Here is a 25,559-nt window from a genome sequence, read left to right on the forward strand (position 1 = left end):
AGGCGGGTCGATTTTTTCCGTCAATAATTCGACAGAATTCAATTCAATTTTTGTTGACCTAATTTATGTAAAGCTGGTCGGCATTGATTATTTAGGGTTCAAGATCGCGAAGAAGGACGGGTCGTTCACGCAAACCCGCCCTCCTTCGTTCACCGACCCCGGGCTCCCATCAGCAGCGCGTGCCGACACCCGAAGGCTGCGGTGCGGTCACCTTGGAGTCTGCACCGAAGTAGCGGCCGAGGTTGGCGTCGGAAGCAAGCGCGGCGAAGTTCGCGTCGTGCCCATGCGTCAGGTACTGGAACGCTTCGACCGCCGGGTAGCCGCTGGTCGCCCCGGCGGCGCAACGGCCGACGACTCGTCCTGCAACGGATTGTTGTGGCGCGTTCTGCACGCCGGCGAATACATTTCCTGCGAAGGTGTAACCGCCGGATCGGAGGTTGAAGTCGGCAACACCCGCCCCCGTCTTATAGACGATGTTGTCGTCGAATGCCACGTTGCGCAGGCTCGTGGTGTTCTCGTTGACCACCGTTTGACTGACCCCGTCACCGATGTAGATGGTGTTGTTGCTGAATCGGGCGCTCTCGATCGCGCCTTTGCAGTTCTCGATGCCGCGGTACGAATCGTTCGAACTGAAGTTGTCGCGCACGACGGCCTCGCGGATCACGCCCGGCCCGTTGTTGCACAGTAGGAAGAATCCGCCCTCGTTGTCGTGGCTGTAGTTGTATTGGAAGGTCGTGGCGATGTTACCTTGGTCGACGTCGTAGGCCATACCATCCAGATGCGTGCGACCGCCAGAAACGTCGTTGTATTGCAGCAACGAGTTGTCGGTGTTGTAGTCCCAGACGCCCGCGTTATACGCCGCGGAGCGCTCGTTGAACCCGCTCACGGTGTTGCGCTGCACGAGCGCACCGTCGGTGGTGTTCATCACGATGCCGTCGCCGCCGATGTCGGTGAGCACGTTGCGCTCGATGACGACATGCGTTGACGGCACCCAGTTCTCGGGTGCCGTACTGCCGACCTCCGCACGATTGCTCCATGTGCTCAGCACGATCACGATGCCCTGACGATCGACGTGATCCAGCCGGTTGCCGACGATATCCACTCCGTCGAATGAGGTCGACACACTCGACCCGCTGACCTTGAACGCGATGCCCTGGCTGCCGTTCGGCCCCTTGAGGTCGCCTCCGAGCACATCGTGCACGTCGAGGTTCTTCAACAGATAGCCGTGTCCGACACCATAGTCCTGAAGCTGAACGAGCACACCACGACGCTGGGACGCCGGCGACGCGGAGTTGGTGATCTCCAAATTACTCAGCGTGATGTGCTGTTCGTTATACAGCTTCACCGCCGCCTCGGCGCCTCCACCTTCGATCGCCGCCCTGGTGTGGGCGGTGCCATAGTCGGAGATGACGAACGGAGATGCGGCACTTCCGGACCCCTGCGGTTCGAGTTCGCCGACGCACTGTACGCCGCGCTTGAACAACAACTCCTGGCCGGCACCGAAGGTTTGCGCGTTCACCTGCGACAGAGAATTCCAGGGCGATTGCACCCCACCGTCGCCGGGGGTCGAAGCGGAACAATCCACATAATGAGCTTGACCGTCCGGCGTGCGCGCAGCCGCCGGCATTGCCGTCAGGAGACATCCCGACAGCCCCATCACGCCGGCGATGGCCACCGCCAGCATTCGTCGTTTCACGGACATTTCTTCCTCCACATGATTGGTGATTCCAATACGCCCGGCGAGACGGGCGCATGGTCAGATGCCCGACAAGCTGACGCTCGGTCACGCTATGCCGGTCGATTTTTTCCGTCAATGACCCGACTGAAACAGCTGTGGATTTGCCCGGTTCTGTGTCAAATGTCCGACGCTGCCCACGCCGTCCGCTTGTGACTGCTACCACCGCTGGGACCCGCCGTTCCCCTTGTAAGGACTTCGCACCAGTCATTGCGGTCCGCACCTGCCACCTGAGTGAACAGCCTTCGAGATTGGCGCCGGTCGCGCGTATCGCCTCAGCGAGTTCGACCGCATGCTGTGGTGCGACGCCGAGACGGTGCGAGCCGGTGTCGACTGACACGTGAGTAGGACGTGACTTATGCAGCGACCGGGCTGATCACCACCCGGTAGCCGAGGGTCTCCAGCTGTCGGATGGCCCTGTTTTTGCCCTTCTGCGGCTCGAGGCGGGTGTAGTAGTCGGCGCGGGGATCGAGGTAGACTCTTCCACTTGACAGCATGTGCCCGATCGCCCGCTCGATCGCGACGGCGGCCTTGATCGGCCCGCGCCGGGTGGCGATGCGCCGGTACTTCACTCCGAGATAGGTGTCCTTCGGCCGGGACACGGCCAACGCGGCGATACCCAGGGCCGAAGATGACCACATCCAGCACACTCCCCCCGCACCAGGAAGCCCCGTACTGGACTTCACAGATGCCCTACGATCACTGGAGATAACAATTGAGTCGATCAATAACCGCTACCGCCGCGGAGTGCGTGCTCGCGGGCACTTCCCGAACGACGACGCCGCGGCGCTGAAGTGCTTGTATCTCGTGACACGGTCACCTGACCTGACCGGGCGGGGTGGGGCACGCCAGGTCACGAGGTGGAAGCCCACACTCAACGCCTTCGCGATTACCTTCGAAGGCCGAATCAACTGGCAATGCGCCAGGCCAGATCTCCACCGTTAGTCTGGCACACCCCGCTGCCGACGACTCGATATCGTTCGGGATGCGTGGCATACGCAGCAACCGTGACAGCCCGTTTGAGCAATGCCTGCCCTGGACGGGGCGCGGCTCGGTCACCCCGCGAGGGCAAGGACTGCGACCGATGCGGCAATCGTCGGTGGGGCAACGATCACACCGAGCAGCATGAACCGGCGCCAGGGCATGTCGACGCCGAGAGCGGTCAGGCGACTGTGCCAGCGCAGGGTCGCCAAGGATGCCCACGGAGTGACGAGCGCGCCGCAGTTCACCCCGATCAGCAGCGCGATCATACGGGCCGGTTCCCGCATCGCAGCGGGTTCCAGGGCGAGGTAGGCGGGCAGATTGTTCACAAGATTGGCGGATACCGCCCCTGCCCCTGCCAACCGGAACAGCTGAAGGAATCCGGTTCCGCCGCCGGTCGGTGCTGCCAGCGCACGGCCGAGTCCCAGCTGGTGTGCCGCGTCGGCAACGAAGAAGAGTCCGCCGGCGAAGGCCAGCAGCGACCACGGTAAACACGCCGGCAGCTGCGACCAGCTCGGTGACGACAGAGATTGCAGCGACGAAGAGCAGGATCGGCCACACCCGAATCCACACCACCTCGACGGCGCTGAGCGGTTCGATCCGGAGGGCAACAGCCGCGACTCCGACGATCAGGAGTCCACCGCCGATAATCCCTGTTCGCATGCGTTCGAGCATGACACGGATACGCCCCAGTGCCGACGTGATCGCCGGATACCCCAATTATCTCTGCGGCCGCGCTGCGGCGTAGATAGCATTCGCGAAAACGGCCAGGAACCGTCGATGCGTCCCTGCGCCGCAAACGGGGCAGCCGCAGAGTTGGGGGTGGGCGCCCGAGGAGCGGAGCCTAACCGTCGCTGTGTGTCGCGTCGACCGCCGGAATCGCGGGCGCCCAGTAGAAGAGTACCTTTACGCGTGGTTACGAAGAACGAACTGCTATGGCACAAGCACGCGGGGAATAGATGCTTGCAGTGCGACGAGCAGGTGCTCCGCGCTCAGACCGAGTCGATCGGCTGTTTGCTGAACAGATGGGCCCGCGAAATCGCCGGCAGGTTCGCCTAATAGGACCGCGGTGTCGCCGACCGCGATCTCGGGGATGCCAGTAGCATCCACGAGTGTGTAGTCCAGCATGGGTGCGCCGATCAGCGGGCAACGGTGCTTCCTGATGCTGACCCATCCGCCGTTGTCTGCCCATCGTGGGTTGATGCCGTGGCCCGCACCGATCGACAGTGTTGCGATGACGGTGTCGCGCTCCAACCGTGTGCCCGCATATCCGACGCGGTCCCCCGCCGCCGCGGTGCGCAATTCCAGCACCGGGGCGACAAGTGTCAGCACCTGCCGGAGTTCGATCAACGATTCCTGCTCCGGATAGGGCACGTAACCGAAGACTGCGACCCCGGGCCGGCCAAGATCGCCGACGAGGTCCGGTCGCACGACGATCAGGCTCGTTCCGCCAGTGTGCCGGAGTACGCCGCGGATCGGCAGGTCGCGGAGCGTCTGGACCTCGGCTTCGACTTCTGACCAGTCGTTGCGGTCCGCACCTGCCACATGAATGAACAGGCCTTCGAGGTTGGCGCCGGTCGCGCGTATCGCCTCAGCGAGCTCGACCGCATGCTGTGGTGCGACGCCGAGACGGTGCAAGCCGGTGTCGACTAACAGGTGGACTGTCGCGCCGGGGCCCAGCGTTGGTAGTGCTTCGCGGCTGGTCACGGTGACCCGAATCCCAGCTTTGAGCAGTTCTGCAAGCTGTGCGCCATCGGCCGGGCCGAGGCACAGCACGCGCCCGGGCGCTATCCCGGCGATGGCTAGGGCGTCGGATGGCTCGGCTACCGCCAGCAGGTCGGCTTCATCTGCGAGGGCGGTCGCCGTCAGCTCTAATCCGTGGCCGAAGGCGTTCGCCTTGATGATGGGCGCCATGAGGGTTCCCGGAAGGGAGTTGTTTCGAAGGGCCCTCAGGTTTCCGACAACGGCTGACCTGGAGATCCTGATCTGCGGTCTGCCGTGGGTACTAGGTGTCGGAAGGTCAGCATCAAACTGTGGTGATCGCTTGCGTTCAGGCACACCATATGCCGAGTTCGTCAACAACCACACTTCAATCTTCGTCGGCGATCACCGCGGAGCAGACGATAACACCCCATGGTTACTTCGCTAATCGTATCTGGCTCGCAGGGGATGTGCGGTCACCGTGAGAACCGAGTCCTGCAACAGCGCACGCTGCAGCCGCGCAGGCGGGATGCTGGAAGGATTGATCGCTTCAGGCTCGGGCAAATCTGAAGGTGATTGCTGCACGTTCACGCAAGGGACCAATGCGGGCCGGAATCGACACCGCGATCAAGCTGTCCCGCACGGCGCGGTAGATTGAATTCGCAGCAACGGTAAGTATGACGGTAAAGGAGAACAGGTGACGAAACGTCCTGCACAGGTGCTGAGTGCATTGTTGGAAGGCAACGCGCGCTTTGTCGCGGGCTCGCCAATACATCCTCATCAGGATCTGGTTCGACGAACTCAACTCGCGCACACCCAGAATCCGATCGTCGCAATTTTTGCGTGCTCGGATTCGCGACTTGCCGTGGAGATCATCTTCGATTTGGGCCTCGGCGACGAATTCGTCATCCGAAACGCCGGACAGGTGGTCACTAATTCCGCGTTGGCGTCTATCGAGTTCGCAGTGGCGATTCTGCACGTCCCTCTCGTGTTGGTACTCAGCCATGAGGCTTGCGGCGCGGTCGCCGCCGCGATCGCCTCCCAAACCGACCAGCCCGAGACCTTGCCACCGCTCCTCGCTGAACTGATCGCCCCAATTATCCCTGCCGTCACAAAGGTGGGCAGAACACAAAACGAAAGTGACGGTCAGCCTCACCCGATCGCTGCTGGACAGATTGACGCCGCCGCGGTCGGTCGCGAGCATCTCCGCAACACGATCACGGAGATGATCGCCCGATCAGAGGTGCTTCGATCTGCGATCAACGCCGAAGAATTAGCGGTGGTCGGCGCGAACTACAGCCTGCAGGAAGGTCTGGTCACGCTGGACCCGATTGTTGGACTCATCGATGGTATGACTGAAACGGTCAGTGTCCCGTAAGAATCCCAGACCACCTCCTTACCGGTTTCGCTGCGCGCGATCACATGCCATCACGATTTGACCTGTCCAACCCTGCCGAACTGCTGGCTGGCACGAATGCTGCCCGAACCGCCCTCAGGGTCGGCAAGCTCGTCGTCGTCCCGACCGACACCGTGTACGGAGTCGCTGCGGACGCGTTCTCGCCGACGGCGGTGCAAGCCCTCCTGGACGCAAAAGGACGCACCCGGCAGGCACCACCACCTGTGCTCATCCCGGGCAAGGAGATGCTCGACCTTCTTGCCGTTGATGTGCCCGAGCCTGTCCGACGGCTGGTCGACGAGTTCTGGCCCGGTGGTCTCACCGTCATCCTGCGAGCACAACCGGCGCTGTCGTGGGATCTCGGCGAAACCCACGGCACCGTGGGGCTGCGGATGCCGGCCCATGACATCCTCCTCGGCCTCCTCCATGAGACCGGACCATTGGCCGTCTCAAGCGCGAACCGCACCGGCCAGCCATCAGCCCTGAACGCCGACGAAGCAGAGCACATGCTCGGCGACAGCGTCACCGTCTACCTCGACGGCGGCAGCATCGAACCACCGGCGGAGCAGATCACCTCCGCCGCCTCGACGATCGTGGACGCCGCGGCTCTCGACCACGGCGGGACTGCACGAATCCTCCGACACGGCCCCGTCCCAGACGACGCCATCGCACGCATCCTCGGGCAACACCTCACCTAATGACGCAATCACCCAGATAAGACCAGGCCTTTTCAGTGTCAGCGAATTGCATCGTCCCATTGGTCGAGTAGCCCGCGAGTGTAGCGAGCGAGCGTAGCGAGACCCCGCAATACGGTCTCGATACGCTCGCTGGTGCTCGCCACGCGACCAGCGGAGGGTGCGTTCTCACGTCTGCGCTGACTTTGAACGGACCCTGCTCTTTTTCCGTAAATCGCGCTTACGGTATACCGCCTTGATTGTCGAGACGATATCGTGCGGCTCGATTCGTAGACGGAGATGGTTGGGACGGTTGTGGCACAAACGGCCGTCGAGGCGCTTTCGCTCGACTCCGTTCTGGCCGACCGTCTCAGCCGTGGCACGATGCGCGGCACGGTTCATTCCACCTTTCGCCACGTCGTCAACGTCCTGAGCTCCGAGGCGGAACTCGTCGCACTGTGCGCGTCTGGTCTTGACGATGCACCGTGGAGCGTCCGAGTCGATCTCGCGGATTGGGATGCGCTGGGTGTGGCCGACGGGATGCCGGTGACCTTCGACGCCGACACGGTCTGGCTCGGACAGGTGAGCATCAGCCTCGAGCACGCGACACTATGGCAGTGCCGCTGTGCCGCAGCAACACCACACACGGGGGCACTCACGCACCGGATCGGCATCGTCGCCGCGGTCCTGATCGAGCACGGCGTGCGCGGCGGCATCCTCAGCGCGGGTCGCATGGTCGACCCGTTCGGGTCCACCCTTGCCACGATATTGAACGCGAGCCTCCGGACTATCGTGCAGGCGGAATGTGATGGTGACGGGGTTGCCCTGGGCGGCGCAATCGATCGGATGCTCGGGCTGGGCCGCGGGCTGACCCCGGCCTGCGATGATGTTCTGACCGGGATCACCCTTGTCGCATCGCGGCCGGCCAGCCGTATCGTGCTGCTGCCCAACGTGCTCGCGTCTCGACTTGACGCACAGCCCCAGTGCACCACCGCCCTCAGTCGTGCCACGCTGCGTGAGGCCATCCAGGGTCGTGCCCGGCAGAGAATCATGGAGCTTCTCGAAGCGCTCTTCGGCAGCGACACCACCACGGACACGAAGCTGGCGGAGGCCACCACCGGCGTGCTCAAGATCGGGCACACCTCGGGAACGGACACACTCGCGGGCGTCCTTGCCAGCATCCGCCTGGAACAGCGACTGGAACGCGTGAGAGTTCGGAACTGCGCGGCATGACCGTCACGACAGTCATCAAGAAGAACACCTACCTCGACTCCGTCTCGCTGATGTCGATCTCAACGTCGGCAAGTGCGCTCCTCGGTGTTCGGCAGGCCTTCGTGGCGATAGCCACGGCGATGAACAAGAGCGTTCTGGAGAACCTCGACCTGCTCACACCGGAGGTGCAAGAGGCAGAGATAGCCGACCTGTTCATCGTCGCGGTCACCGCGGGCGGCGCTGACGTGGACGACGTCCTCGCACCGATCGAACAGCTGCTTGCCCGCAAACCTCCGGTAGGAGACGACGAAACAGTCACCTATCGCACGGTGGGCGCAGCGGCCCAGGCCGACCCCGCCGCGAATATTGCGGTTATCGCGGTGAACGGTGCGTACGCGGCGCGTGAAGCGCGCAAGGCTCTTGAGAATGATCTGCACGTCATGCTCTTCAGCGACAATGTCCCGGTTGCAGCCGAGGTCGCGCTCAAGAAGCTCGCACACAAGAAGGGCTTGCTGATGATGGGCCCCGACTGCGGTACGGCGATCATCGGCGGGATCGGCCTCGACTTCGCGAATGCGGTGCGGCGTGGTTCGATCGGCATAGTCGCCGCGAGCGGCACCGGTGCCCAAGAGGTCAGCGTGCGCGTGCACAGCCTCGGTGGTGGCGTGTCCCAACTCATCGGCACCGGTGGGCGGGATCTGAGTTCCGATGTCGGCGGCATCATGATGATCGACGGCATCCGCGCCCTAGCAGCGGACCCGCACACATCGGTCATCGTCTTAGCCTGGATCCACCGGTGAGTTTGGGGAATTGACAGTGTGTTAAACCGAGAATGCTCTTCTGATCTGGGAAAATAGTTCTTGTCTAGAGCACTATTCAACCCAACAGGAGAGCACCTCGTAGATGCAATTGAAACATGCTTCCGCGGCCGTGTCAGCCACATTTGACGACCCGAACCTCGTGTCGGCGGCGGGTTTGGTTCCGATCATGAAACTCGCCGAGAAAGCTGGCCTTCGGGCGCTGGCGCAGAAGTGGCTGACGGTGCCGACGGACAAGGGCGCCAACGCTGGGTTGAAAGTGACCTCGCTGGTGGGCGGAATGGTCGCCGGGGCGGACTCGATCGATGACATGGCGATCCTGCGTCATGGTGGGATGCGCAAACTCTTCACCGCCTGTTACGCACCATCGACGTTGGGATCGTTCCTGCGCGAGTTTGTATTTGGTCATGTCCGCCAACTCGACGCGGTCGCTTCTCGGTTCCTGGCCAACCTCACCAGATACGCGCCGTTACTGCCCGCCGCTGCGCCCGCCGCTGATGAATATGTTCTCCTGGATGTCGATGACACGATCATCGAAGTCCACGGCTACCAGAAGCAGGGTGCAGGGTTCGGTTACTCGGGGGTGCGTGGCATCAACGCGTTGCTGGCGACGGTGAAAACGAGCGCCTCCGCCCCGGTGATCATCGGCCAACGACTGCGCCGCGGCGCGTGTGGTTCCCCGCGCGGGGCTGCCCGGCTGATCGCCGATGGGCTGGCCACGATCAAACGCCTGAACGGCTTGAAGAACACCCGGGTCCTGTTCCGCGCCGATTCCGCCTATTACGGGTTCGCCTCCGTCAACACTGCACTGAAAGCCGGCGCCGCCGTGTCGGTGACGGCGCGGATGGATCCCGCGATCAAGAAAGCGATCTCCACCATCGACGACCACGCGTGGGAGACCATCGAATACACCGACGCGATCTACGACGAGGACACCAAAACGTGGATCTCAAAAGCCGAAGTCGCCGAGGTCGCGTTCACCGCGTTCACCTCGAGGAAGAAAAGCGAACGCATCATCGGGCGTCTGGTCGTGCGGCGCATTCCGGAGTTGAACAAGAAGGACCTGGACCATCCGACGTTGTTCGACACGCACCGGTTCCACGCGTTCTTCACCACCAGCGACCTGGACACCATCACCGCGGATAAAACTCACCGTGGCCACGCGATCATCGAGCAAGTCAACGCCGACCTGAAAAACAGTGCACTCGCGCACCTGCCCTCCGTTATCTTGAGTCCGAGTGATGGCCATGGCCTGGAGACCAGTGTTTTCGGGGGTTGTGCGTCATGGACGGTGTCTTTGACGCGGTCGTTGATCGACTCATGGTCAGCCTTCTCTGATGAGATTTTGGTTGGTGCGCCCGGGCGTGTCGGGACCGAGGGTGCGGGCGGTGCGTTGCTGGCCGAGCGCTTCGGCGAGGCTGTCGCGTAGTTCTCTGTTGTCATGTTCCAGGTGTCGGATCCGCTCGGTCGCGGCTTCCAGCCGGCGTAGCAGCGAGGTGTCACTCGCGCGCTGACGGTCCGGGACGACTGGTGCCGGTGAGGCCGTGCGGCCCCGGCGTCGTAGTCGTTCGATCTCGGCGCGTAGATCGGTCTGCGTGTAAAGCCAGGACCGCGAGACGCCCGCTTCTCGGGCGACCGACTCGAAGGTGACCGGCGTGCCGGAGGAGTCGAGCCGACGTAACGCTTTCACGGCTTTCTGGCGGGTGTCGGCGCTGCGTTTGCGTGCGGCGGCCCGGAGGTGGCGCGAGTTGTCAGCCGGCATGTCCGGCATCGTTCTGCTCGTCCTGAACACCGGCGATCATCCGGTCCAGGTTCGTGAGGACCTGCTGGTTCATCTCGATCACGCGCGTGTGGCCGGCGACGGTGGCCTTGTCCAGGAGGGTGAGAGTGCGGCCGCGGTGTTCGCGCAGTTCGGGCAGGAACTCCGGACCGGTGATGAACACCGGGCAGGTCAAGCACGCGTTGGCGTGCGGGCAGGACTTCTGCACCGGCAGGCCGCAGTAGCCGTGCGGGAGGGTCTGGGTGGCGATGCCGTAGCGGGTCTTGGCCCATTGTGCTTGCGCGAGCGGCCCGTCGGGTGCGATCGCGACCGGCTGGCCGTTGACGTTGACCTTGACGGCCTGTTCCCAGCGGCGGCGCACGGTCTGGTCGGTGATCCGGGCGTAGTGCGAGGTCATCTCGTTTGAGGAATGATCCAGCAGCACCCGGATGACTTCCTGCGGCACGTCCCGGTTGATCAGCCTGCAGGCGAAGGTATGACGCCATTGGTGGGGTGTGAGGTGGGCGGGCTCACCGTGCTCGTCGCGGATGTCGCAGGCGGTCAGCCACTGGTTGAGCATCGCCCGGTAGCTGTAGTAGCTCAACGGGTCGCACCCATTGCTGTTGCCTTTCTCCTGCGGGAACAGGTGCGGATGTTCGCCGGGCCAACGGGTGGTTACGCGCTGCTGCTGGGCGCGGATCTCGGCTTCCAGTTCCTCATCGATCGGGACGGCGGCCTCGCGACGCATCTTGTTGTTGAGGTAACGCAGGTAGGGGGCGCCTTGCCCGTCGTGCATCACGCAGTCGAACGGCAGCGTGCACGCGTCGGTGGCCCGTAATCCGCAACGCATCAGGATCAGCGTGACCAGCCGCCCGTCCGGGTTGGACCAGCGGGCCAGGTTCTCCGGCGCTTCAACTTGAGCCATCACGTATTCGGCCAGCCGGCGGCTCATCCGTGGTGGCCGGGGCGGGATATCGCCAGGGAAGAACACCGCGGTGGTGGGCAGGGTGTCATCCCAGCCGTGCTGGCGGATCGCGGTGAAAAACGTGCCGACCGCGGTGACGCAGTCTTCCTTGAGAGTGTGCCCGCCGGGCTGTGCGGGTATCCACGCCAGGTAGCGTTCCAGCAGCGCCCGATCGATGCCGGTCAGGTCGCCGACGGTGTCGCCGGTCTGGGTCAGGAACGCGCTGAAACGGGTCAACGCCGCCAGGTCGGCCAGCACGGCGGTGACCGACAGTCCCGAAGTCAGCCGCAGCCGGATCCAGCGTTTGACCAGGCCCCGCAGCCACGATTGGCCGATCCGGTCGAAACGCAGGTTGTTGCGAGGGTGCGACCTGCCAGGGCTGGTGGTGATGCCGGGCAGCTTGTGCAGACGCCAGACCTCACGCGGGTATTCGACCTCCCAGCCGATCCCATCTCGCAAGGTCTCGACCTCGTCGCGAGCGAAGAGCAGGAACGCGGCCGCCGACGGCCACGCGCTCACCGTGGCGGTCTGCTGCCGCCACTGCTGCGATGTCAGCTCCAGCAACGATGAGACACCGGCATTCAGGGCTCGGCGCATCGCCCAGCTGACCATCTGCGGCGGCGTCATGATCACCTGCTGATCGCGGCGGCGCTGCATGGCGTATCGGAACTCCAGGCCCAGTTGCGGGGCCAGACCCCGGAAGTCCACCCGTGCCTTGCCACGCAGCAGGCAATGTTGAAGGAACTCGTCGATGTCCGGACTGCCGAGCTGGCGCCAACGCGTCGTGTGGCAGCGACAGAACATGCGCTCGTCGTTCTCCACCCACGAGGAGCAGAACGGCAACCGGCACTGCCGATGCGGCGCCGACGACGACACGGCCGGCGCGGCCGCAGCCCAGGTGGCCGAGTCCGGTCGGCCCGCGCGTTTCCACTGCCCGTAATGGCGCATGCACAAGCCCACAGCGTTCACGCCGTATTGGCAGCCGGTCACGGTGCACTGTGACGGCTGGCCGCGCCCGGTCAGCGCCGGGCCCGAATCAGCGGCGAACTCGTGCACGTCGCCGACGCCGGCAGCCCGCCAGCGGCGGGCGTGCGCACTGCACAACCGGTTCTGGGACACCGACCGGTCGCAGCCATCAGCCAGGCACTCGGCCACGCCGAGGACCGGCTCGTGGGGGTCGGGGACGAACACCTCGACCCGGAACTCGACACGCACCGTTGCCATCAGCTTCTCCAACAGCCCGCCACCCGTCAGCGCCGCCACGGGGGCGCTCACAGCTGGACCTCCCGACCAGTGAACCAGCCCGCGGCCTGCAACGTGCGACGTGCGTCCTCAACACTCAGATGGCCGTATGTGTCGATCGTGGTCGCGATCGAAGCATGCCCGAGCAGTTGCTGCACGCTCTCCATCCCGGCACCCTTGCGCAATAACCAGGTCGCGTAAGTATGACGAAACAGGTGTGGCCCGAACGTGATCTTCGTGCGGGTCCGCAGTCGGCCCACCAAGTCATAGACCGCAGAATAGGTCAACGGTTGCCCGCGCCGTCCGCCCCAGAGGTTGACGAACACGTAATCCGAATCCAGTGCACCATACTCCTCGGTGAGGTAGTCAGCGTAGAGACGCATCAACTCGCTGCTGGCCGGGATCGACCGGCACCGGCCGCCCTTCGCGCGGGCCCGGTTGTCGTTGACCCGCGGCACGATATCGATCTGCCGCTCCGCGATCGCCACGTCCTCGTGCCGCAGTCCGAGTGCTTCCCCGATCCGAACCCCGCAGTCCAGCAACACCGCGAACAGCAGTCGATCCCGCAGATGCTCACACGCGTCCAGGATCGACTGCGCCTCACGCACCGTCAGAACACGGGGCAGCCGGGTCGGGGCCGTCAACTTGACCGTCCGGTGCCGTTGCGGGGCGCTCTTGCTGATGTGATGCAGAAACGGACGGAACGACGTGGCCGCATACCGGTCCCGTCCAGCGGGCCGAATCTCCACCATAAGGCCGGCCAAACGCACTCCGTGCCGGGCATGGAACTCGCAAAACGATGTCAATGCCGCCAGCTTGCGGTTCACACTCACCGCGGCGCAGTGGTGCTCGACCGACGGCAACACCGCCACCCGCCCGTCCCGGGCCGCCGGTGGTAGCCGCAGCCAGGCCACGAACCCGGCAACATCCTCCGACGTCACGGCACGCCAGTCGCGGCCGCGCCCCGCCAGGAACGTGAACCAGTCCTTCAGGTCGTGCGCGTATGCCTTGACCGTGTTCGGCGACCGCTCGATCGAGGACAGGTAAGCCAGGAACCGTTCCACCGGCTCGACCGGAACATGATCATCACCCAGTAGCGTCCAGGATTCCATCCCGGATTCACTCATACGCACCAACTGCACCCGCATCGGACACCTCCGTCGTCGTCATGGACAACAACAGATAACCGCATCCACCACACAATCCGGGCGAGGCCTCCCCTCGTCGTGCACGTCGTGGACCCCGGCCGGGCGCCTCAAGATAACCTCCGGAGTGTTCACAGCCAACGCCGCGTGGCTTGTTCTGGCCGTCATCGCCTTCAACCTCACTCGCGCCGCCGCGACGAACGCTGGCACCGGACTGGGTAAAGCAACCACCGCCACCATCCGCCGCACACTGGTCGCCATTCCAGCCAGGATCGCCTCCGGCGCCCGCAAAATCCGATTGCATCTACCCGAGAACTGGCCCTGGGAGACCAGCTGGCGGACCCTCTTCGATCACGCCTACGGACCGCCCGGGGCCGTGATCATCTGACCAACCAGCCGATACCGGCACGACCAGGACCAGCAGTGGAACACCCGGGCAGAAGGGCCCAACAATCACTCCTGCCCGCGACCAGAAACCCGCGCTCAAATCCAAACCAGCCAGCCACCCAAACCAATCGGTGGATCAAGGCTTAGTCTCCAAACCCCCCGCTGCCGAGGTCGAGAAGAAGGTCCTTACGGAGTTGGAACAGGCCGGCAAACCAGTCATCGTCTACTTCATCGGCGGATCCCAAACGGCCGTCACCGCCGCCGGCGGCCACTTCGCGGGCAGCAGCAGGGACGCCGCCTCGCAAGCAGTCCGGCTTGCAGGCAACCCGGACTCGGCCGTTCCCGTCGCCGATGCCGCGCTGGCCACTCGTACACGGGCGAAACTGGCGCCCGGGCAGCGTTACGTGCGCGGCCTGTTCTGCGGGGACACACTCTGCGATGAGACGATGTATGCGCTGCTCAGGTCAGGTGAAGAGGTCTTCAGCAACATCCAGAAGGATCCAGCCGGTCTCCTCCGCCCCGGTGGGGCCAGTCGTGGGCACACCTTCATCGACTTCGGCGCAGACGAGTTCACGAACGGTCGGCCGCATCCCATGATCGACCCGTCGCTGCGACTGGAACGATTGGTCAAGGAGGCCGCAGCCCCACCGTCGCGGTAATCGTGATGGACTTCGAACTCGGGTTCGGCGCGCATGACGACCCCGTCGGCGTGACCCTCCCGGCGATCGAACAGGCCCGCGTGGCGGCGTCCGGCAGGTACCTGGAAGTCGTGGGATACGTGCTCGGGACCGACCTGGACCACCAGGGCTACCCCGGCCAGGTCGCGGCACTCGAGCAGGCCGGCGTGACGGTCACGCGAAGCAGCACCGAGACCGGCGAGTACGTCAACAGCATTATCAGGAAGGAGCGATCACGGGTACGAGTCAGCGGACCAGAGAATTGTTTGCCACAGCACCTGACATCCTCACCGTCGGTCCACCGACGTTCGCTGAGAACGCGGCTGCGCAGGGCGCGAAGGCCACCGCACTGGACTGGGCCCCGCCCGACGGCGGCGACCCCGATGCCATCGCCGCGCTCGACGCACTCACCGCACCGGAGACGGTCGTGAAGATCGAGGCGGCCAACGCTGAGGTTGTGGACCGGCTCCTGACCGCGAAACCTATGCTTGTCGGTTACGGTCGTGCCCTGGATGTTGTTCCCGGGATGACGAAGACGACGATCCTGCACGCCGGGCCGCCCATCACCTGGGAGCGCATGTCGAACCCGATGCGTGGGGCCGTCACCGGGGCGATCGTCTTCGAGGGCCTTGCGCAGAACCTCGAGGAGGCGACCGAGGTCGCCACTGCCGGCGGGGTCACGTTCTCGCCCTGCCACGAGCACCAGACGGTCGGGTCGATGGCGGGCGTCACCTCGCCAGGCACATGGTGTGTGCGTCCCCCCACAAAAGGGTAAAGTTCCGCCCTACTTTTAGTTGAGGATCACTCACATAATAGTGAGGGGTGTGACCTCAAACACGCACCCAGCACAAGGTCACGCCCACACTCGTCGGATGGCGGGTGGTGTCCTTCCCTCGGTTGCGGCGGTGAACGCCGGCCGGAACTGCAGGCCAGAGCGAACACCCTCGCAGGCAGACTGGGTCGAGAATTATTACGACGGCCAATACAGCCCGGCCGCCGGGCAGGTCCACTCGCAGCACCGCGCCGACCGGTTATCTCCCGGCGAATGCGATCTTCACGGTCACTAACGGTTCCTGCACCGGCACCCTGACTGGTACGGGTATGAGCTCCGCGAACAAGGTCACGTGCTACCAGATGGCGATCTCGATCGGCCCACTCACCGGCCAATCGGTGGGCTGCTCGGCGGCGAAGGTCACACCCTGACGCCATGCACAAGCCCCTCGGGATGTACATCGCGGCGCTTGCATTCGCGTTCACCGCGACAATTCTGAATATCGCGGCCGGCTGCAGCAAGCCGGCCCAGGCCGCCCTACGGAGCGCCGGGGCCACCCTGCCGAACGGTGACGAATCGCCGGTCACCCTCGACTGCGGAATTTTCCGGCTGCGCGATCCTGACCGCAGGTCGTCACAAATTTGCGACGGAGATCGCGACAGCCGTTCTTCTACCCGTTCCCGGACACTGTTGCGGTGCGGAATCGGTGGATTGGGGACGCGCATTGACAGTGGCGTCCTCGAATATGCTCGGGACTATTTGATGTGGGAAACGATGCCTTGGGCCAAGTCAGCGGCGAGATATGTTCGGACGGCCACGTGGGCTTCCGTCAGGATCCTCTCATCTCCGCCAGAAGCCTTTTGAAATGCCTGCGCGGTGAGCGCATCACCGATCCGCACGGCGATCTGCAGCCGTAATGCCAGGCCGGCGGTGGAAGGCAGCCCGAATTTCTCCGTCAGGATCTGCGCGAAGCGCGATGCGAAAAACTCCGAAGGGTCTTGCGCTTCTTCCTCTCCGGGGTGTCGGGTCGGGTCGGTGAAGCGGATGATGCGGAATCCGGGTTCCCTTCGATACATCCGGATGTATGCCTCCAGTGCGCAATCGCCCGCGTCCAGCACGGATTCCAGGTTCTGGGTGCGAATCAACTCCAGCACAAGCGCGTGGAACCGTGCCGTGGCGCGATCCCGAAGCCCGTGAAGCAGTGCGACCCTGTCAGGGAAGTAGCGGTACACGGTTCCAATCGATGTGGCAGCACGCTCGGCGACCATGTCGGTTGTCAGGCGGTGAATACCGATCTCGTCGATCACGGCCGCCGCAGCATCCAGCAGCGCATTGATCCGCTCGACGCTTCGCGCCTGGACCGGCGCCGTGCGGACGTGTGTCACAGTATCCGCGTCGTTGCCGGTGCCGGCGCCTGCGCCGGGTATAAGATCACTGATTGCCACGAGCATCACTCCTGTCCCGCGGACAGGTCCGCAGCATTCGTTAGAAAGAGTTGACCACGCTGCGGATGTGTTGCATCGGGTGAATCCGTAACAGTGCGCCTCCCCAAAAGGGCACGTAGACAACCATAGCCGCTGTTACCGAAGGGTCCTCTGCCTCAAGACGGGGCAGGTTGACCTCTGACCTACCCCCAGGACAGGGCACACGCCAGTTCGGTTGCCGTTGATCAGGCGCCGGCGCGGATCAGGAAAGCCCAGGGCGAGGCGTCCGCGGGAAAAGTGATCGTTGCGACCGTGTCATCCATCGCGGCCTCAAAATCACGCGAGTCCACAACAATGGTCATCTCGACGCGGCGCAATTCCGCGTCGTTTGCCAGGCCCTTGACGGCGTAAGCGATATCTTCCGCGTGCGCCTCGGTGGGGTCGGCGAACCACGACAATATGGGCGCGTTTCCGTCGGACGCGAGCGGGAGCGCGCTGAAGATTGCTTCAATAGCCTGTTCGAGGGTGACAGGCGGAATCTGCACCAAGGGGAGGTCCAGGTGCTGGTAGGGGGTGTCATCGCTGAGGACGGCCAGCGACTGGCCCGGCTGGATCGAGTCCAGCACACGGAGCAGATCGCCGGTGATGACAGGGTTCAGATTCTTCAACATGAGTGATTCCTTCAGTTCGGGTGCAGAGGCCGCCGGGGTGCATTGTTCGGGTTTGCACCCCGGGCTTGAGGGGTCAAGCGGTGCCGGTGATTCGTTCGGGTTGATATTCACCGTGCCCACCCTTTCGGGACAGCTAGAGTCTGCAGGGCCCGCCTCAACGCCTCCGCGAGGATGTGGCAAGGTCGGCTCAAGATTCGATCAAGCTTTTGCCGCCACGACCGTCGAGCAACGCCTGGACTGCTCAACCGTTGCTGCACGTGCCTGCGCAGATCCGTCGATCTCGCTCGAATGACACGGGCGGCAGCATCCGTCGCGGCGGGCTCCGCCGCCGTGTTCTCGGGCGGCGCGTAGGCATCCGGAACCGTTCTACACGAACTCAACGTGAGCCCCTGCCGATCCCACCCACTACCGCGCCACCGCGAAAGATGCTCGTCTATGCGGATTCTGACGCGACTACCGGGTACGAACCGGAGCCCCTAACTGGGCACAAATTTCGCCGGTATTTTGACGCATTCGTGAGAGTCTGTATCCCAGGGGCGCGGTACCGGTACTGGTCCCCAGCCCACGAAGGAAACATCGATAATGCATACCGACGTCCAACACTTAGACCACTCGGCCGCGCATCGCTCGACGCGATCGGAGTTGCTGGTGTCAGAGCTGACCCAGCTCGCGGAGGCTTACTGGGAAGTCGGTCTGTCCCTACCACGCAGCCATTGGCTGTGCCATCCGACGCCGGGGGCAGTGCCGTTGACCTTGATGGCTGAGGCACTGCGGCAGGCCGGACTCGCAGTGTGCGTTGCGGGGCTCGGCATGGATCCGAGCGTGCACTTCGTCATCTCCGCCCTGTCCGTGAACACGGCACGCGAACGATTGGTCTTTCCACGTTTCGGCGCCTTCGAGTGCACGGCCGCCGTGTCATTCGCGGACATCGTCCACCGAAAAGGCATACCGCACCGGCTGGAGGTCGACTACACCATAGGCGCCGCTGTGACTGCGCATATCAGTGCCCAGGTGTTGTCGGATCTGGACTACCGTGTGGTGCGACGCCGCGCGCAGGTTCTCGGCGAGGCCATCGTTGACCATGCCGAGACACTCCTGATCGACCCGGTACGAACGACAACATCAGCGCGGGCGGTCCTGGGCGTGAACGAGGCTGATCCGTTCTTCTTCGATCACCCCGTCGACCACCTGCCCGGGATACTGCTGCTGCATGCCGCGGCGACGCTGCACGAGCAGGCGACAGGTGCACCGGCGTCGGCACTGGAGATCACATTCCCGGCCTTCGCCGAACTGCGCGTACCAACGCATCTGAGTGCAGAGATCGACCACGCGAGTTCGCATACGATGATCAGTCAGGGTGAGCGGACCGTTGCCGAGGTCTGTGCGCGGTGTGTTGACATGCTCGCGGGAAGCGGCGCCCGTGTCTAAGTCTCACGACACCGTGGTCGCATTCTTCGATGTCGATGAGACCCTGGTCTCGGTCAAGACCCTCGAGTCTTTCCTGCTGTATTACCAGAAGCTGACGCCATCGATGGCATCCCCCCAACGCCTGGGCGAGCTCAGAGAGCAGGCCCTCCAACTCGGCCGGTCTGAGCTCAACCGCCTGTACTTCGCACTCTGGGCCGCGCAGCCGGTCGACCTGGTCAGCGAAGCCGGACGATCCTGGTACGCGGAAACTTCCAGTCAGCCCGGCTTCTACCGGGCTAACGTGTTGGAACGGTTGCGTGAGCATCGGCAAGCGGGCCATCACATCGTGCTTGTGTCCGGCTCCTTCGCCGCCCCGTTGCAACCGCTCGCCGACGACGTCGGCGCCGACCGGTTGTACTGCACGCAGCTTGAAACAAACCGAGGGCTCTATACCGGCCAGATCAACGCAGCGATGATCGGCGGAGAGAAGGGAACCGCCGTTGATGCATACCTGAACGCCCTCCGGTCGGCGGCGGTGACCAGTTGGGGGTACGGAGATCACCCCAGCGATCTGCCACTGCTAGAGCACGTCACAAACCCTGTCGTGGTCGGCTCAGATGACGCATTGCTCAAAGTGGCAACACGACGGCAATGGCCTGTGATGCCCATCAAGGAACCCCTTGCGCCGCGGATTAAGTGAAAAAACGTACGCGGCAGGCTCGCTTTCTGCCCCGTTCAGGTTGAGGACCCCCCGATCGCCAGCGTTACGCACACGGCGACACCGGTCGCATCCAAAGCGTGCTACCGGCCGCGACAGCTCTGTCGAACGTCCGGGTTTCCGCGGGCTGCAGATCACCACGAACCGGCAGCATCGGTGAATCCGGTCGTCGTCACGGTGCTGCGGCGTGCGCCGGCCTCCTCCCCCAAAGCGTCAAGATTGTAGCCTGTTTCCGCGGCGTCGGTGATGCCGAAGACCACCGCTTCCATTGCTGCATCAAGTTAGTTCTATGGCGTCGACCCTCTGCGGCGGTGTTCCGTAACGCCTCCGCTTGGCGTCGCATGAGGATGCGCCGCGCCTCGACACGACGACGCGACGGATACACGCTGACCGCCACCAGGCCAACCCGATGGGAACGATAACGACCCTGGCGATCGTCGTTCCCGAATCGATCCGGGACACCCGCGATTGTGCGATCAGAAACCCAGTCGGCAGCGCCGCGCTGACGATAATTCCGAGCAGCCGGAAATTAGGTCGCCAACCCGATCACCGGCAACGTATGAAGCAGTGAGAAAGCCACAGCGGTACGGTGATTCGACGGTAAACGATCGTGACCACACCGGCCAGGCACAGCATCGTCGCGACAAGGACAAGCTGTGAAGGGCATGCTATGAAGGGAAAGCAGAACACTCCACGCTTCGCGGGCTAAGCCGATGTTCCGCCGTGATTGAGCTGCTCTCCGACCCGAGGACAGCACCGACTGCACCCATAGGATGAGGTTAATCTACGCTGAAGTGGCAACTCAGCGTTCGCTACATCACCATCCAGCCGCCACGGACGAAGGAGTCGAGAATGTCCGAATCGTCGGAGAGTTCCAGTGCGGATCGGCCGCCGGCCGCGAATATCGCCGACAGCAGTATCGACGCCGCACCCCTCGCCCAACGGCACGAATCGGAAAGCGGGCAGAGCACAATGGAGTCGTTGCACGTCGGAATTCTGAAACTCGTGGAGGCTCTCTACCGTGTGCCGACAACAGAAGCATTCACCGGTGCTGTTCTGGATGGTGTCACCCAGCTGTTTCAACCGGCCTCTTGCGCGGTGCTGTGGTTCGGCGACGACCTCACCGAATCTTCCGACCGGAACCTGAAGGGGCCTCTCGATTCCCAGACCGTCGTTCAGGTGCGCACCCAGCTGAGCGAAGAACTCTCTCGCGCCACTCAGAAGGGCACTGATCTGTGGATCGCGTCCGACGAGACCGAGCCTGCCGCATCGCTGCTGCATTCGCTGCTGCACACACGCGTGAACCCGATCCGTGCCATCCCGATCGCGGCAGATGACACCCTGCTCGGCGCAATACTGATCACCAGCGACGATAACCGGCGATACGCGCAACACGACCCCGAGCTGCTGAACTCTCTCGGCAAGCAGATCGGATACGCCGTCTCACAGCTTCACGCACGCGCACAGACCGCGACCGCCCTGGAGGAGACCACCAAGAAACTGCACGACCTTGAAGCGAAAATGAACGATCTGAGCTTCATCGTTCGCTCGATCGCGGACACGGTTAAAGTCGCCGTGATTTTCTACGACACCGACAACCACCCGCAAATGCATAACCGCATGGTCGATGAGATCCTGACACTGACCGGCTACGACCCGAAAACCGGAAAGAGCACCCATGTCTATGCCTCCGACCGGCGCACACCAGTCAAGCGGGACAAGGACATCGTGTCGGAGACCATCGAAGGCGATCAACGCGGGGTGATCTACTGGGTTGGCGACCCAGACAACGATGATCAGCGGGCGGTACTCACTGAGGCCCACCGCATCACCCGCCCCGACGGTGAACCCCTCGGATCAGCCGTCGTGACTTACGACGTCACGGACCTGGCCAACGCCATCGAAGTACGCGAAGACTACCTGGCAACCATCTCTCACGAGCTACGCACACCGCTGACCTCGATCGTCGGATACCTCGACCTGATCACGGACACACACGACCTGGCCGAGTTGGGACTCCAACACGAATTCCAAACCATCCAACATAACGTCGACCAGATGGTCACTCTTGTGCGTGACCTGGCCAGTGCAGGAGCGCAAGAACACAGCCTGCGCATCGAACCCGTAGACCTGGCCTCTGTAGTATCGCAGTCGATCCACGCCCTACGACCCTCAATCGATCAGGGCGGACATCGACTCGAGCTTGAACTGCCACCCTCGTCCCTGATCGGGCAGGTTGATGTGGCCCGTCTCACCCAAGCGCTGAACAATATCGTCTCCAACGCGGTCAAATACACCCCGGCAGGCGGAACGATCACAGTTTCCCTGACACGAGACGGCGATGACGCCGTCATTCGTATCGCCGACAACGGCCGCGGCATCAGCAAGAACGACCAAGCCCGTGTCTTCGAACGCTTCTTCCGCGCCCCCGAGGTTCGCGAGGCCGCAATCCAAGGAGTGGGCATCGGCCTGCCGATCGCCAAGACGATCATCGAAGCACACGACGGAACGATCACGCTCGAAAGCCAACTCGGCACAGGCACCACATTCACCACCCGCCTGCCCCTGCACCCACACGGCGCCCCATTCTCCTCACTCCCCGAACACCCCTGACACACCACAACTTACGATCCGCAAGACTGCACGACACCGACATGGACAAGAACCCGTGAATCGCAGCACCAGCTGCCATGGCGGTCGGGTCTGTCAAATTACCGGTGTAACTGGGTTGTTGTTGCGTTAGTTGGTGTGGGCGGACAGGCGCCCGTTGAAGGTGATGTCGAACGCGTTGAGCGCGCCTTTCCAACGCTGCGTCCAACGGGCGCGACCCTTGCCGGTGGGGTCCAGAGCCATCACGCGAGGTAGACGCACTTGAGCGCGGCTTGCTCGTTGGGGAAGTGGCCGCGTGCCTTGGCGGCCTTGCGGATGCGCGCGTTGACCGACTCAATGGCGTTAGTCGTGCACACGATCCTGCGGATTTCCCGGTCGAACTGCAGGAACGGCACTTGCCTCGGCCCACGCGTTCTCCCACAGCTTGACGATCGCCGGGTACTTATCTCCCCAGGCTTCCTGGAACTCCAGGAATCGGGTCTCGGCCTCATCGGCGGTAGCAGCCTGGTAGACCGGCTTCAGACCCCGCGAGATCGCATCCCAGTCCTTCCGGGAGGAATACTTGAAGCTGTTGCGCATCAGGTGCACGATGCACGTCTGCACGATGGTTTCGGGCCATACCGCGGCGACCAAGTGGGGCAGGCCCTTCAAACCGTCGCACACGATCATCAGAATGTCTCCGGCGCCCCGGTTCTTGATCTCGGTCAACACCTGCAGCCAGTACTTCGCGCCCTCACCGCCGTCCCCGGCCCACAGACCCAGGATGTCCCGGTTGCCCTCCGCAGTCACGGCAAGGGCGACGTAGATCGGCCGGGCAAGCGACCTGCCCGTCGCGGACCTTGACGTGGTTCGCGTCGATGAACACGACCGTGTAGACCGCATCCAGCGGCCGGCTCTGCCATTCCGCCATGCCCTCCAACACCTTGTCGGTGATCGTCGTGGAGATCGTCGTCTTGGACACGTCGGACCCGTAGACGTCGGCCAGGTGCGCGGCGACGTCCCCGTGCGTCATCCCGCGGGCAGACAGGGACAGGACCACCTCCTCGATCGATCCCAGCCGACGCTGCCTCTTGGCCACCACCGCGGGCTGGAACGTGCCGGCACGGTCCCTGGGCACCTCGAGTTGAACCGGGCCGGCCTTGGTCAGCACCGTCTTAGCGCGGGTGCCGTTGCGGACGTTGCCCTCCGGGAAGCCGCCCCGCTCGTGCTTGTCGTAACCGAGGTGGTCGGTGATCTCGCCCGCCAGCGCGGACTCCAAAACCAGCCGGGACAGCTCAGCCAAAAGTCCGCCCTCCGCGTCCACGGACAGGCCCTGCGACCGCGCCCCCTCGACCAGACTCGCCACCAGCTGCCAGTCCACCGCCGGCACAGACGCCGGCGGCTCCTGCTCTCGTTCCTCAACCGCTATCGCCACGGGCGTCCCGGCTCCTTCCGACGCGGCCTGCTCGACCGTCTCAACCTGCATTCTTATCTCGTACCTCCTTGATCGGAGTTACACCGTTGAACGTACAGTCCCTGGCGGTTACTCGATGATTGATTCCGAGGGTTAGTGATCGTTGGCGGTGAGGGATCTGAGTGGTCGTATGCCGGTGGCCTGGTTGTGCCAGATCGCGGCGGTCAGGGCGATGATGCGTTGCAGGACACGGATCGTGACGCCGGCGATGGTACGGCCGCCATGGGCTTCGAGGTCGAGTTGGCCCTTGAACGTGTCGTTGATCGACTCGATGATCTGGCGCAACGGTTTGATGAACCGTTTCTCGGGGCGCGGTTTCTCACCCTTGCGGGTGGGTCGGATCAGGGTGATGCCCGCCTGGGCCAGTTCGTTCTCGAACAGGCGCCCGTAGTAGTTCATGTCGGCCAGGATTGTCTGCCCGGGTTGCGCCGGGCAGGGGGTGGACTCGAGCGTACTCAGCAGCACCTCGCGTTCATCGGCTTTGGCGCCGGCGATCGCGAAGCCCACGGGCAGTCCCTGCAGGGTGCACAGCAGGTGCAGCCGTAACCCCCAGAACTAGCGGGAATGCGAGGCGCAGTACCCGTATTCGGCGAAGCCGGCCAGCTCGGAACGGTGCGCAGTCTCGCGGGAGCGACCGCATTCGATCCGTGTCGAGTCGACCACCCACACGTCATCGGACCACAGGGTCGAGTCCTTCCCCAGGTGGCCGATCACGGCCTGCATCACACCGGCGAGTTTGCGCAACCGTTTATTGTAGCCGGGCTGTTTCGGCAGGTTCGGGAAGATGCCCGACAGATTCGAGCGCACATGGCGTAGCCAACGGTGTTCCGAGGTGAAGCCGGCCAGCGCCTGCATCACCGCCAGCGCGATTAGTTCCGCGTCCATAATCCTCGGCTGCGAGCCGACCCGTGGCCGCCACGGACACAGTTCGGGATGGGCCTTCAGAAAGTCATCACAGCTGACATAGAGTGCTGTTACGAGGGTGTCCAGATCGTTGTCCATCAGAGCCTCCAGGTTCGAGATTGGTCTTCTAACCTCGATTCTGGGCACCCTCCACCCGACACCAACCCCAACGACACCCCTTGGAATCAATCATCTAGTCCAGGGGAGGGGGGTTCCGGGCAGTAACGGTATTGTGGCCCGTTTGGCTGTTCGTTGCGGTGTGACCGGTGTGCCGGGGTGTGCCGGTGTGGGGCCGGTGACGGCGGGGCTGGAGCGGCGGGCGGTCAGCTCGACGATGATGCGGGTGCGCCCGCACTGTGGGCATACCGCTTCACCGGGGTAGGTGGGGTCCGGGCAGGCGAGTCCGTTGTGGAAGAAGTAGTCCCTGAGGTGCCCGTACCCGTCTTGCACATGCTGAACGTCGAAGTCGGCCGCCCAGGTGGTGCCGCACCCGGCACAGGTGAAGGCGAATCGCTCGACCGAGACTTCCTTCGGAATCATGATGCCCTCCGTGATGCGGTGATGCTGTTGTGCGTGTTTCGCCTGCGCCGGTCGAGTTTGATGGCGAAGTGGCCGATGACCGCCTCCAGGCTTGGGAAGGTGCCCGTGGTGAACCCGTGCTTATTCTTCACTGCCGGATACAGGGTGGTGGCCTGGAAGCGATCCCCGTTTTTCTCGACGAAACCGAGGAGGCTGTACGGGTTGGTTTGCGGCAGCGTGCCATCACGGATCACCCACTGGTCGTCTTCCAGGACGTGCACGACCAGGTCGGTGCCGGCCACATGCCACTGGATGCTGGCACCAGCGGCCGTCGCGCCGGTTCCGGCTTGCGCGGGTGCGGTCTCCACGGTGGTGTCAGGTTCGGTCATGA

20 protein-coding genes and 6 pseudogenes are annotated in these 25,559 nt (G+C 63.5%); 12 read left to right on the plus strand and 14 right to left on the minus strand.

Features of this window, described 5'->3' with window-relative positions; genetic code table 11:
- Positions 1 to 169: 169 nt before the first annotated feature.
- Positions 170 to 1,702 (minus strand): right-handed parallel beta-helix repeat-containing protein, encoded by a 1,533-nt coding sequence (locus QU604_RS13495; RefSeq protein ID WP_308465149.1) that lies wholly within the window; start codon positions 1,700 to 1,702, stop codon positions 170 to 172.
- A gap of 389 nt (positions 1,703 to 2,091) precedes the next feature.
- Positions 2,092 to 2,376, minus strand: a complete 285-nt coding sequence (locus tag QU604_RS13500) for a hypothetical protein (protein ID WP_308469024.1) — start codon at positions 2,374 to 2,376, stop codon at positions 2,092 to 2,094.
- Between the two features lie 28 nt (positions 2,377 to 2,404).
- On the opposite strand from QU604_RS13500, the pseudogene QU604_RS13505 reads away from it, so the two are divergent.
- Positions 2,405 to 2,680, plus strand: a pseudogene (locus QU604_RS13505) (transposase); the annotation flags it as partial.
- Positions 2,681 to 2,790: 110 nt separating this feature from the next.
- On the opposite strand, the gene QU604_RS13510 reads toward QU604_RS13505, so the two are convergent.
- Positions 2,791 to 3,327: an ArsB/NhaD family transporter gene (locus tag QU604_RS13510; protein ID WP_308465150.1), complete on the minus strand. Its 537-nt coding sequence runs from the start codon at positions 3,325 to 3,327 to the stop codon at positions 2,791 to 2,793.
- A 322-nt stretch (positions 3,328 to 3,649) separates the two neighbouring features.
- Positions 3,650 to 4,804, minus strand: coding sequence for an alanine racemase (locus tag QU604_RS13515; protein ID WP_308465151.1), 1,155 nt, complete (start codon positions 4,802 to 4,804; stop codon positions 3,650 to 3,652).
- A gap of 346 nt (positions 4,805 to 5,150) precedes the next feature.
- Here QU604_RS13515 and QU604_RS13520 point away from each other — a divergent pair, with 346 nt between their 5' ends.
- From QU604_RS13520 to QU604_RS13540, 5 genes and pseudogenes are all read left to right on the plus strand, one after another.
- Positions 5,151 to 5,795: a carbonic anhydrase gene (locus tag QU604_RS13520; RefSeq protein WP_308465152.1), complete on the plus strand. Its 645-nt coding sequence runs from the start codon at positions 5,151 to 5,153 to the stop codon at positions 5,793 to 5,795.
- 44 nt (positions 5,796 to 5,839) lie between these two features.
- Positions 5,840 to 6,511 carry an L-threonylcarbamoyladenylate synthase gene (locus tag QU604_RS13525; RefSeq protein ID WP_308465153.1) on the plus strand — a complete coding sequence of 224 codons (672 nt, stop codon included), beginning with the start codon at positions 5,840 to 5,842 and terminating at the stop codon, positions 6,509 to 6,511.
- Between the two features lie 291 nt (positions 6,512 to 6,802).
- Entirely contained in the window at positions 6,803 to 7,720 is a 918-nt protein-coding gene (locus QU604_RS13530) for an oxamate carbamoyltransferase subunit AllH family protein (protein ID WP_308465154.1), read from the plus strand.
- Complete coding sequence (locus QU604_RS13535; protein WP_308465155.1) at positions 7,717 to 8,499, plus strand: AllF/FdrA family protein; 783 nt, start codon at positions 7,717 to 7,719, stop codon at positions 8,497 to 8,499. The genes QU604_RS13530 and QU604_RS13535 overlap by 4 nt, the downstream gene beginning before the upstream one ends.
- 103 nt (positions 8,500 to 8,602) lie before the next feature.
- Positions 8,603 to 9,826 (plus strand): annotated as a pseudogene (locus tag QU604_RS13540) (IS1380 family transposase); the annotation flags it as partial.
- A 15-nt stretch (positions 9,827 to 9,841) separates the two neighbouring features.
- On the opposite strand, the gene QU604_RS13545 reads toward QU604_RS13540, so the two are convergent.
- The 3 genes from QU604_RS13545 to QU604_RS13555 are packed head-to-tail and all read right to left on the minus strand — an operon-like array spanning position 9,842 to position 13,609.
- On the minus strand, positions 9,842 to 10,288 hold the full coding sequence (locus tag QU604_RS13545; protein WP_308465156.1) for a DUF6262 family protein: 447 nt from the start codon (positions 10,286 to 10,288) through the stop codon (positions 9,842 to 9,844).
- Positions 10,269 to 12,515, minus strand: a complete 2,247-nt coding sequence (locus tag QU604_RS13550; protein ID WP_308465157.1) for a tyrosine-type recombinase/integrase — start codon at positions 12,513 to 12,515, stop codon at positions 10,269 to 10,271. Before QU604_RS13550 ends, QU604_RS13545 begins: the two co-directional genes overlap by 20 nt.
- The gene (locus QU604_RS13555) at positions 12,512 to 13,609 is read right to left on the minus strand and encodes a site-specific integrase (RefSeq protein ID WP_308465158.1); all 1,098 of its coding nucleotides are present in this window, start codon (positions 13,607 to 13,609) and stop codon (positions 12,512 to 12,514) included. Before QU604_RS13555 ends, QU604_RS13550 begins: the two co-directional genes overlap by 4 nt.
- A 133-nt stretch (positions 13,610 to 13,742) precedes the next feature.
- Here QU604_RS13555 and QU604_RS13560 point away from each other — a divergent pair.
- From QU604_RS13560 to QU604_RS13570, 3 genes and pseudogenes are all read left to right on the plus strand, one after another.
- Positions 13,743 to 14,015: pseudogene (locus tag QU604_RS13560) on the plus strand (transposase); the annotation flags it as partial.
- 445 nt (positions 14,016 to 14,460) lie between these two features.
- Positions 14,461 to 14,828 (plus strand): annotated as a pseudogene (locus QU604_RS22200) (DUF1116 domain-containing protein); the annotation flags it as partial.
- Positions 14,829 to 14,953: 125 nt separating this feature from the next.
- Positions 14,954 to 15,466 carry a hypothetical protein gene (locus tag QU604_RS13570; RefSeq protein ID WP_308465160.1) on the plus strand — a complete coding sequence of 171 codons (513 nt, stop codon included), beginning with the start codon at positions 14,954 to 14,956 and terminating at the stop codon, positions 15,464 to 15,466.
- Positions 15,467 to 16,218: 752 nt separating this feature from the next.
- Here the strand turns inward: QU604_RS13570 and QU604_RS13575 are convergent.
- Together QU604_RS13575 and QU604_RS13580 are read right to left on the minus strand one after the other, a co-directional pair.
- Complete coding sequence (locus QU604_RS13575) at positions 16,219 to 16,908, minus strand: TetR/AcrR family transcriptional regulator (RefSeq protein WP_308465161.1); 690 nt, start codon at positions 16,906 to 16,908, stop codon at positions 16,219 to 16,221.
- A 224-nt stretch (positions 16,909 to 17,132) separates the two neighbouring features.
- Positions 17,133 to 17,558: an RbsD/FucU family protein gene (locus QU604_RS13580; protein ID WP_308465162.1), complete on the minus strand. Its 426-nt coding sequence runs from the start codon at positions 17,556 to 17,558 to the stop codon at positions 17,133 to 17,135.
- 582 nt (positions 17,559 to 18,140) lie between these two features.
- Here QU604_RS13580 and QU604_RS13585 point away from each other — a divergent pair.
- Positions 18,141 to 18,986 carry an AfsA-related hotdog domain-containing protein gene (locus tag QU604_RS13585; protein ID WP_308465163.1) on the plus strand — a complete coding sequence of 282 codons (846 nt, stop codon included), beginning with the start codon at positions 18,141 to 18,143 and terminating at the stop codon, positions 18,984 to 18,986.
- Complete coding sequence (locus QU604_RS13590) at positions 18,979 to 19,665, plus strand: HAD family hydrolase (RefSeq protein WP_308465164.1); 687 nt, start codon at positions 18,979 to 18,981, stop codon at positions 19,663 to 19,665. Before QU604_RS13585 ends, QU604_RS13590 begins: the two co-directional genes overlap by 8 nt.
- Positions 19,666 to 19,817: 152 nt before the next feature.
- Here QU604_RS13590 and QU604_RS13595 read toward each other — a convergent pair whose 3' ends face one another.
- A complete protein-coding gene (locus QU604_RS13595) occupies positions 19,818 to 19,952 on the minus strand; it encodes a hypothetical protein (protein ID WP_308465165.1) in 135 nt (44 codons plus the stop codon).
- A 583-nt stretch (positions 19,953 to 20,535) separates the two neighbouring features.
- Here QU604_RS13595 and QU604_RS13600 point away from each other — a divergent pair.
- Positions 20,536 to 22,296 (plus strand): ATP-binding protein, encoded by a 1,761-nt coding sequence (locus tag QU604_RS13600; RefSeq protein WP_308465166.1) that lies wholly within the window; start codon positions 20,536 to 20,538, stop codon positions 22,294 to 22,296.
- A 126-nt stretch (positions 22,297 to 22,422) separates the two neighbouring features.
- Here QU604_RS13600 and QU604_RS13605 read toward each other — a convergent pair.
- The 4 genes and pseudogenes from QU604_RS13605 to QU604_RS13625 all read right to left on the minus strand — a co-directional run bounded on the left by QU604_RS13605 (position 22,423) and on the right by QU604_RS13625 (position 25,557).
- A pseudogene (locus tag QU604_RS13605) lies at positions 22,423 to 23,758 on the minus strand (IS256 family transposase).
- 81 nt (positions 23,759 to 23,839) lie between these two features.
- A pseudogene (locus QU604_RS22330) lies at positions 23,840 to 24,748 on the minus strand (IS982 family transposase).
- A 90-nt stretch (positions 24,749 to 24,838) separates the two neighbouring features.
- Positions 24,839 to 25,189, minus strand: a complete 351-nt coding sequence (locus tag QU604_RS13620; RefSeq protein ID WP_308465168.1) for a hypothetical protein — start codon at positions 25,187 to 25,189, stop codon at positions 24,839 to 24,841.
- On the minus strand, positions 25,186 to 25,557 hold the full coding sequence (locus tag QU604_RS13625; protein ID WP_308465169.1) for a hypothetical protein: 372 nt from the start codon (positions 25,555 to 25,557) through the stop codon (positions 25,186 to 25,188). The genes QU604_RS13620 and QU604_RS13625 overlap by 4 nt, the downstream gene beginning before the upstream one ends.
- Between the last annotated feature and the right edge of the window lie 2 nt (positions 25,558 to 25,559).

This window comes from Rathayibacter sp. SW19 (assembly GCF_030866825.1).
In the GTDB taxonomy this organism is placed as follows: Bacteria; Actinomycetota; Actinomycetes; order Actinomycetales; family Microbacteriaceae; genus Rathayibacter_A; species Rathayibacter_A soli.

Coding starts and splice junctions, on each gene's coding strand:
- QU604_RS13495 (WP_308465149.1), bottom strand. CDS start 1,702: ATGTCCGTGAAACGACGAATGCTGGCGGTGGCCATCGCCGGCGTGATG.
- QU604_RS13500 (WP_308469024.1), bottom strand. CDS start 2,376: ATGTGGTCATCTTCGGCCCTGGGTATCGCCGCGTTGGCCGTGTCCCGG.
- QU604_RS13525 (WP_308465153.1), top strand. CDS start 5,840: ATGCCATCACGATTTGACCTGTCCAACCCTGCCGAACTGCTGGCTGGC.
- QU604_RS13535 (WP_308465155.1), top strand. CDS start 7,717: ATGACCGTCACGACAGTCATCAAGAAGAACACCTACCTCGACTCCGTC.
- QU604_RS13545 (WP_308465156.1), bottom strand. CDS start 10,288: ATGCCGGACATGCCGGCTGACAACTCGCGCCACCTCCGGGCCGCCGCA.
- QU604_RS13555 (WP_308465158.1), bottom strand. CDS start 13,609: ATGAGTGAATCCGGGATGGAATCCTGGACGCTACTGGGTGATGATCAT.
- QU604_RS13580 (WP_308465162.1), bottom strand. CDS start 17,558: ATGTTGAAGAATCTGAACCCTGTCATCACCGGCGATCTGCTCCGTGTG.
- QU604_RS13585 (WP_308465163.1), top strand. CDS start 18,141: ATGCATACCGACGTCCAACACTTAGACCACTCGGCCGCGCATCGCTCG.
- QU604_RS13595 (WP_308465165.1), bottom strand. CDS start 19,952: ATGGAAGCGGTGGTCTTCGGCATCACCGACGCCGCGGAAACAGGCTAC.
- QU604_RS13600 (WP_308465166.1), top strand. CDS start 20,536: ATGTCCGAATCGTCGGAGAGTTCCAGTGCGGATCGGCCGCCGGCCGCG.
- QU604_RS13620 (WP_308465168.1), bottom strand. CDS start 25,189: ATGATTCCGAAGGAAGTCTCGGTCGAGCGATTCGCCTTCACCTGTGCC.
- QU604_RS13625 (WP_308465169.1), bottom strand. CDS start 25,557: ATGACCGAACCTGACACCACCGTGGAGACCGCACCCGCGCAAGCCGGA.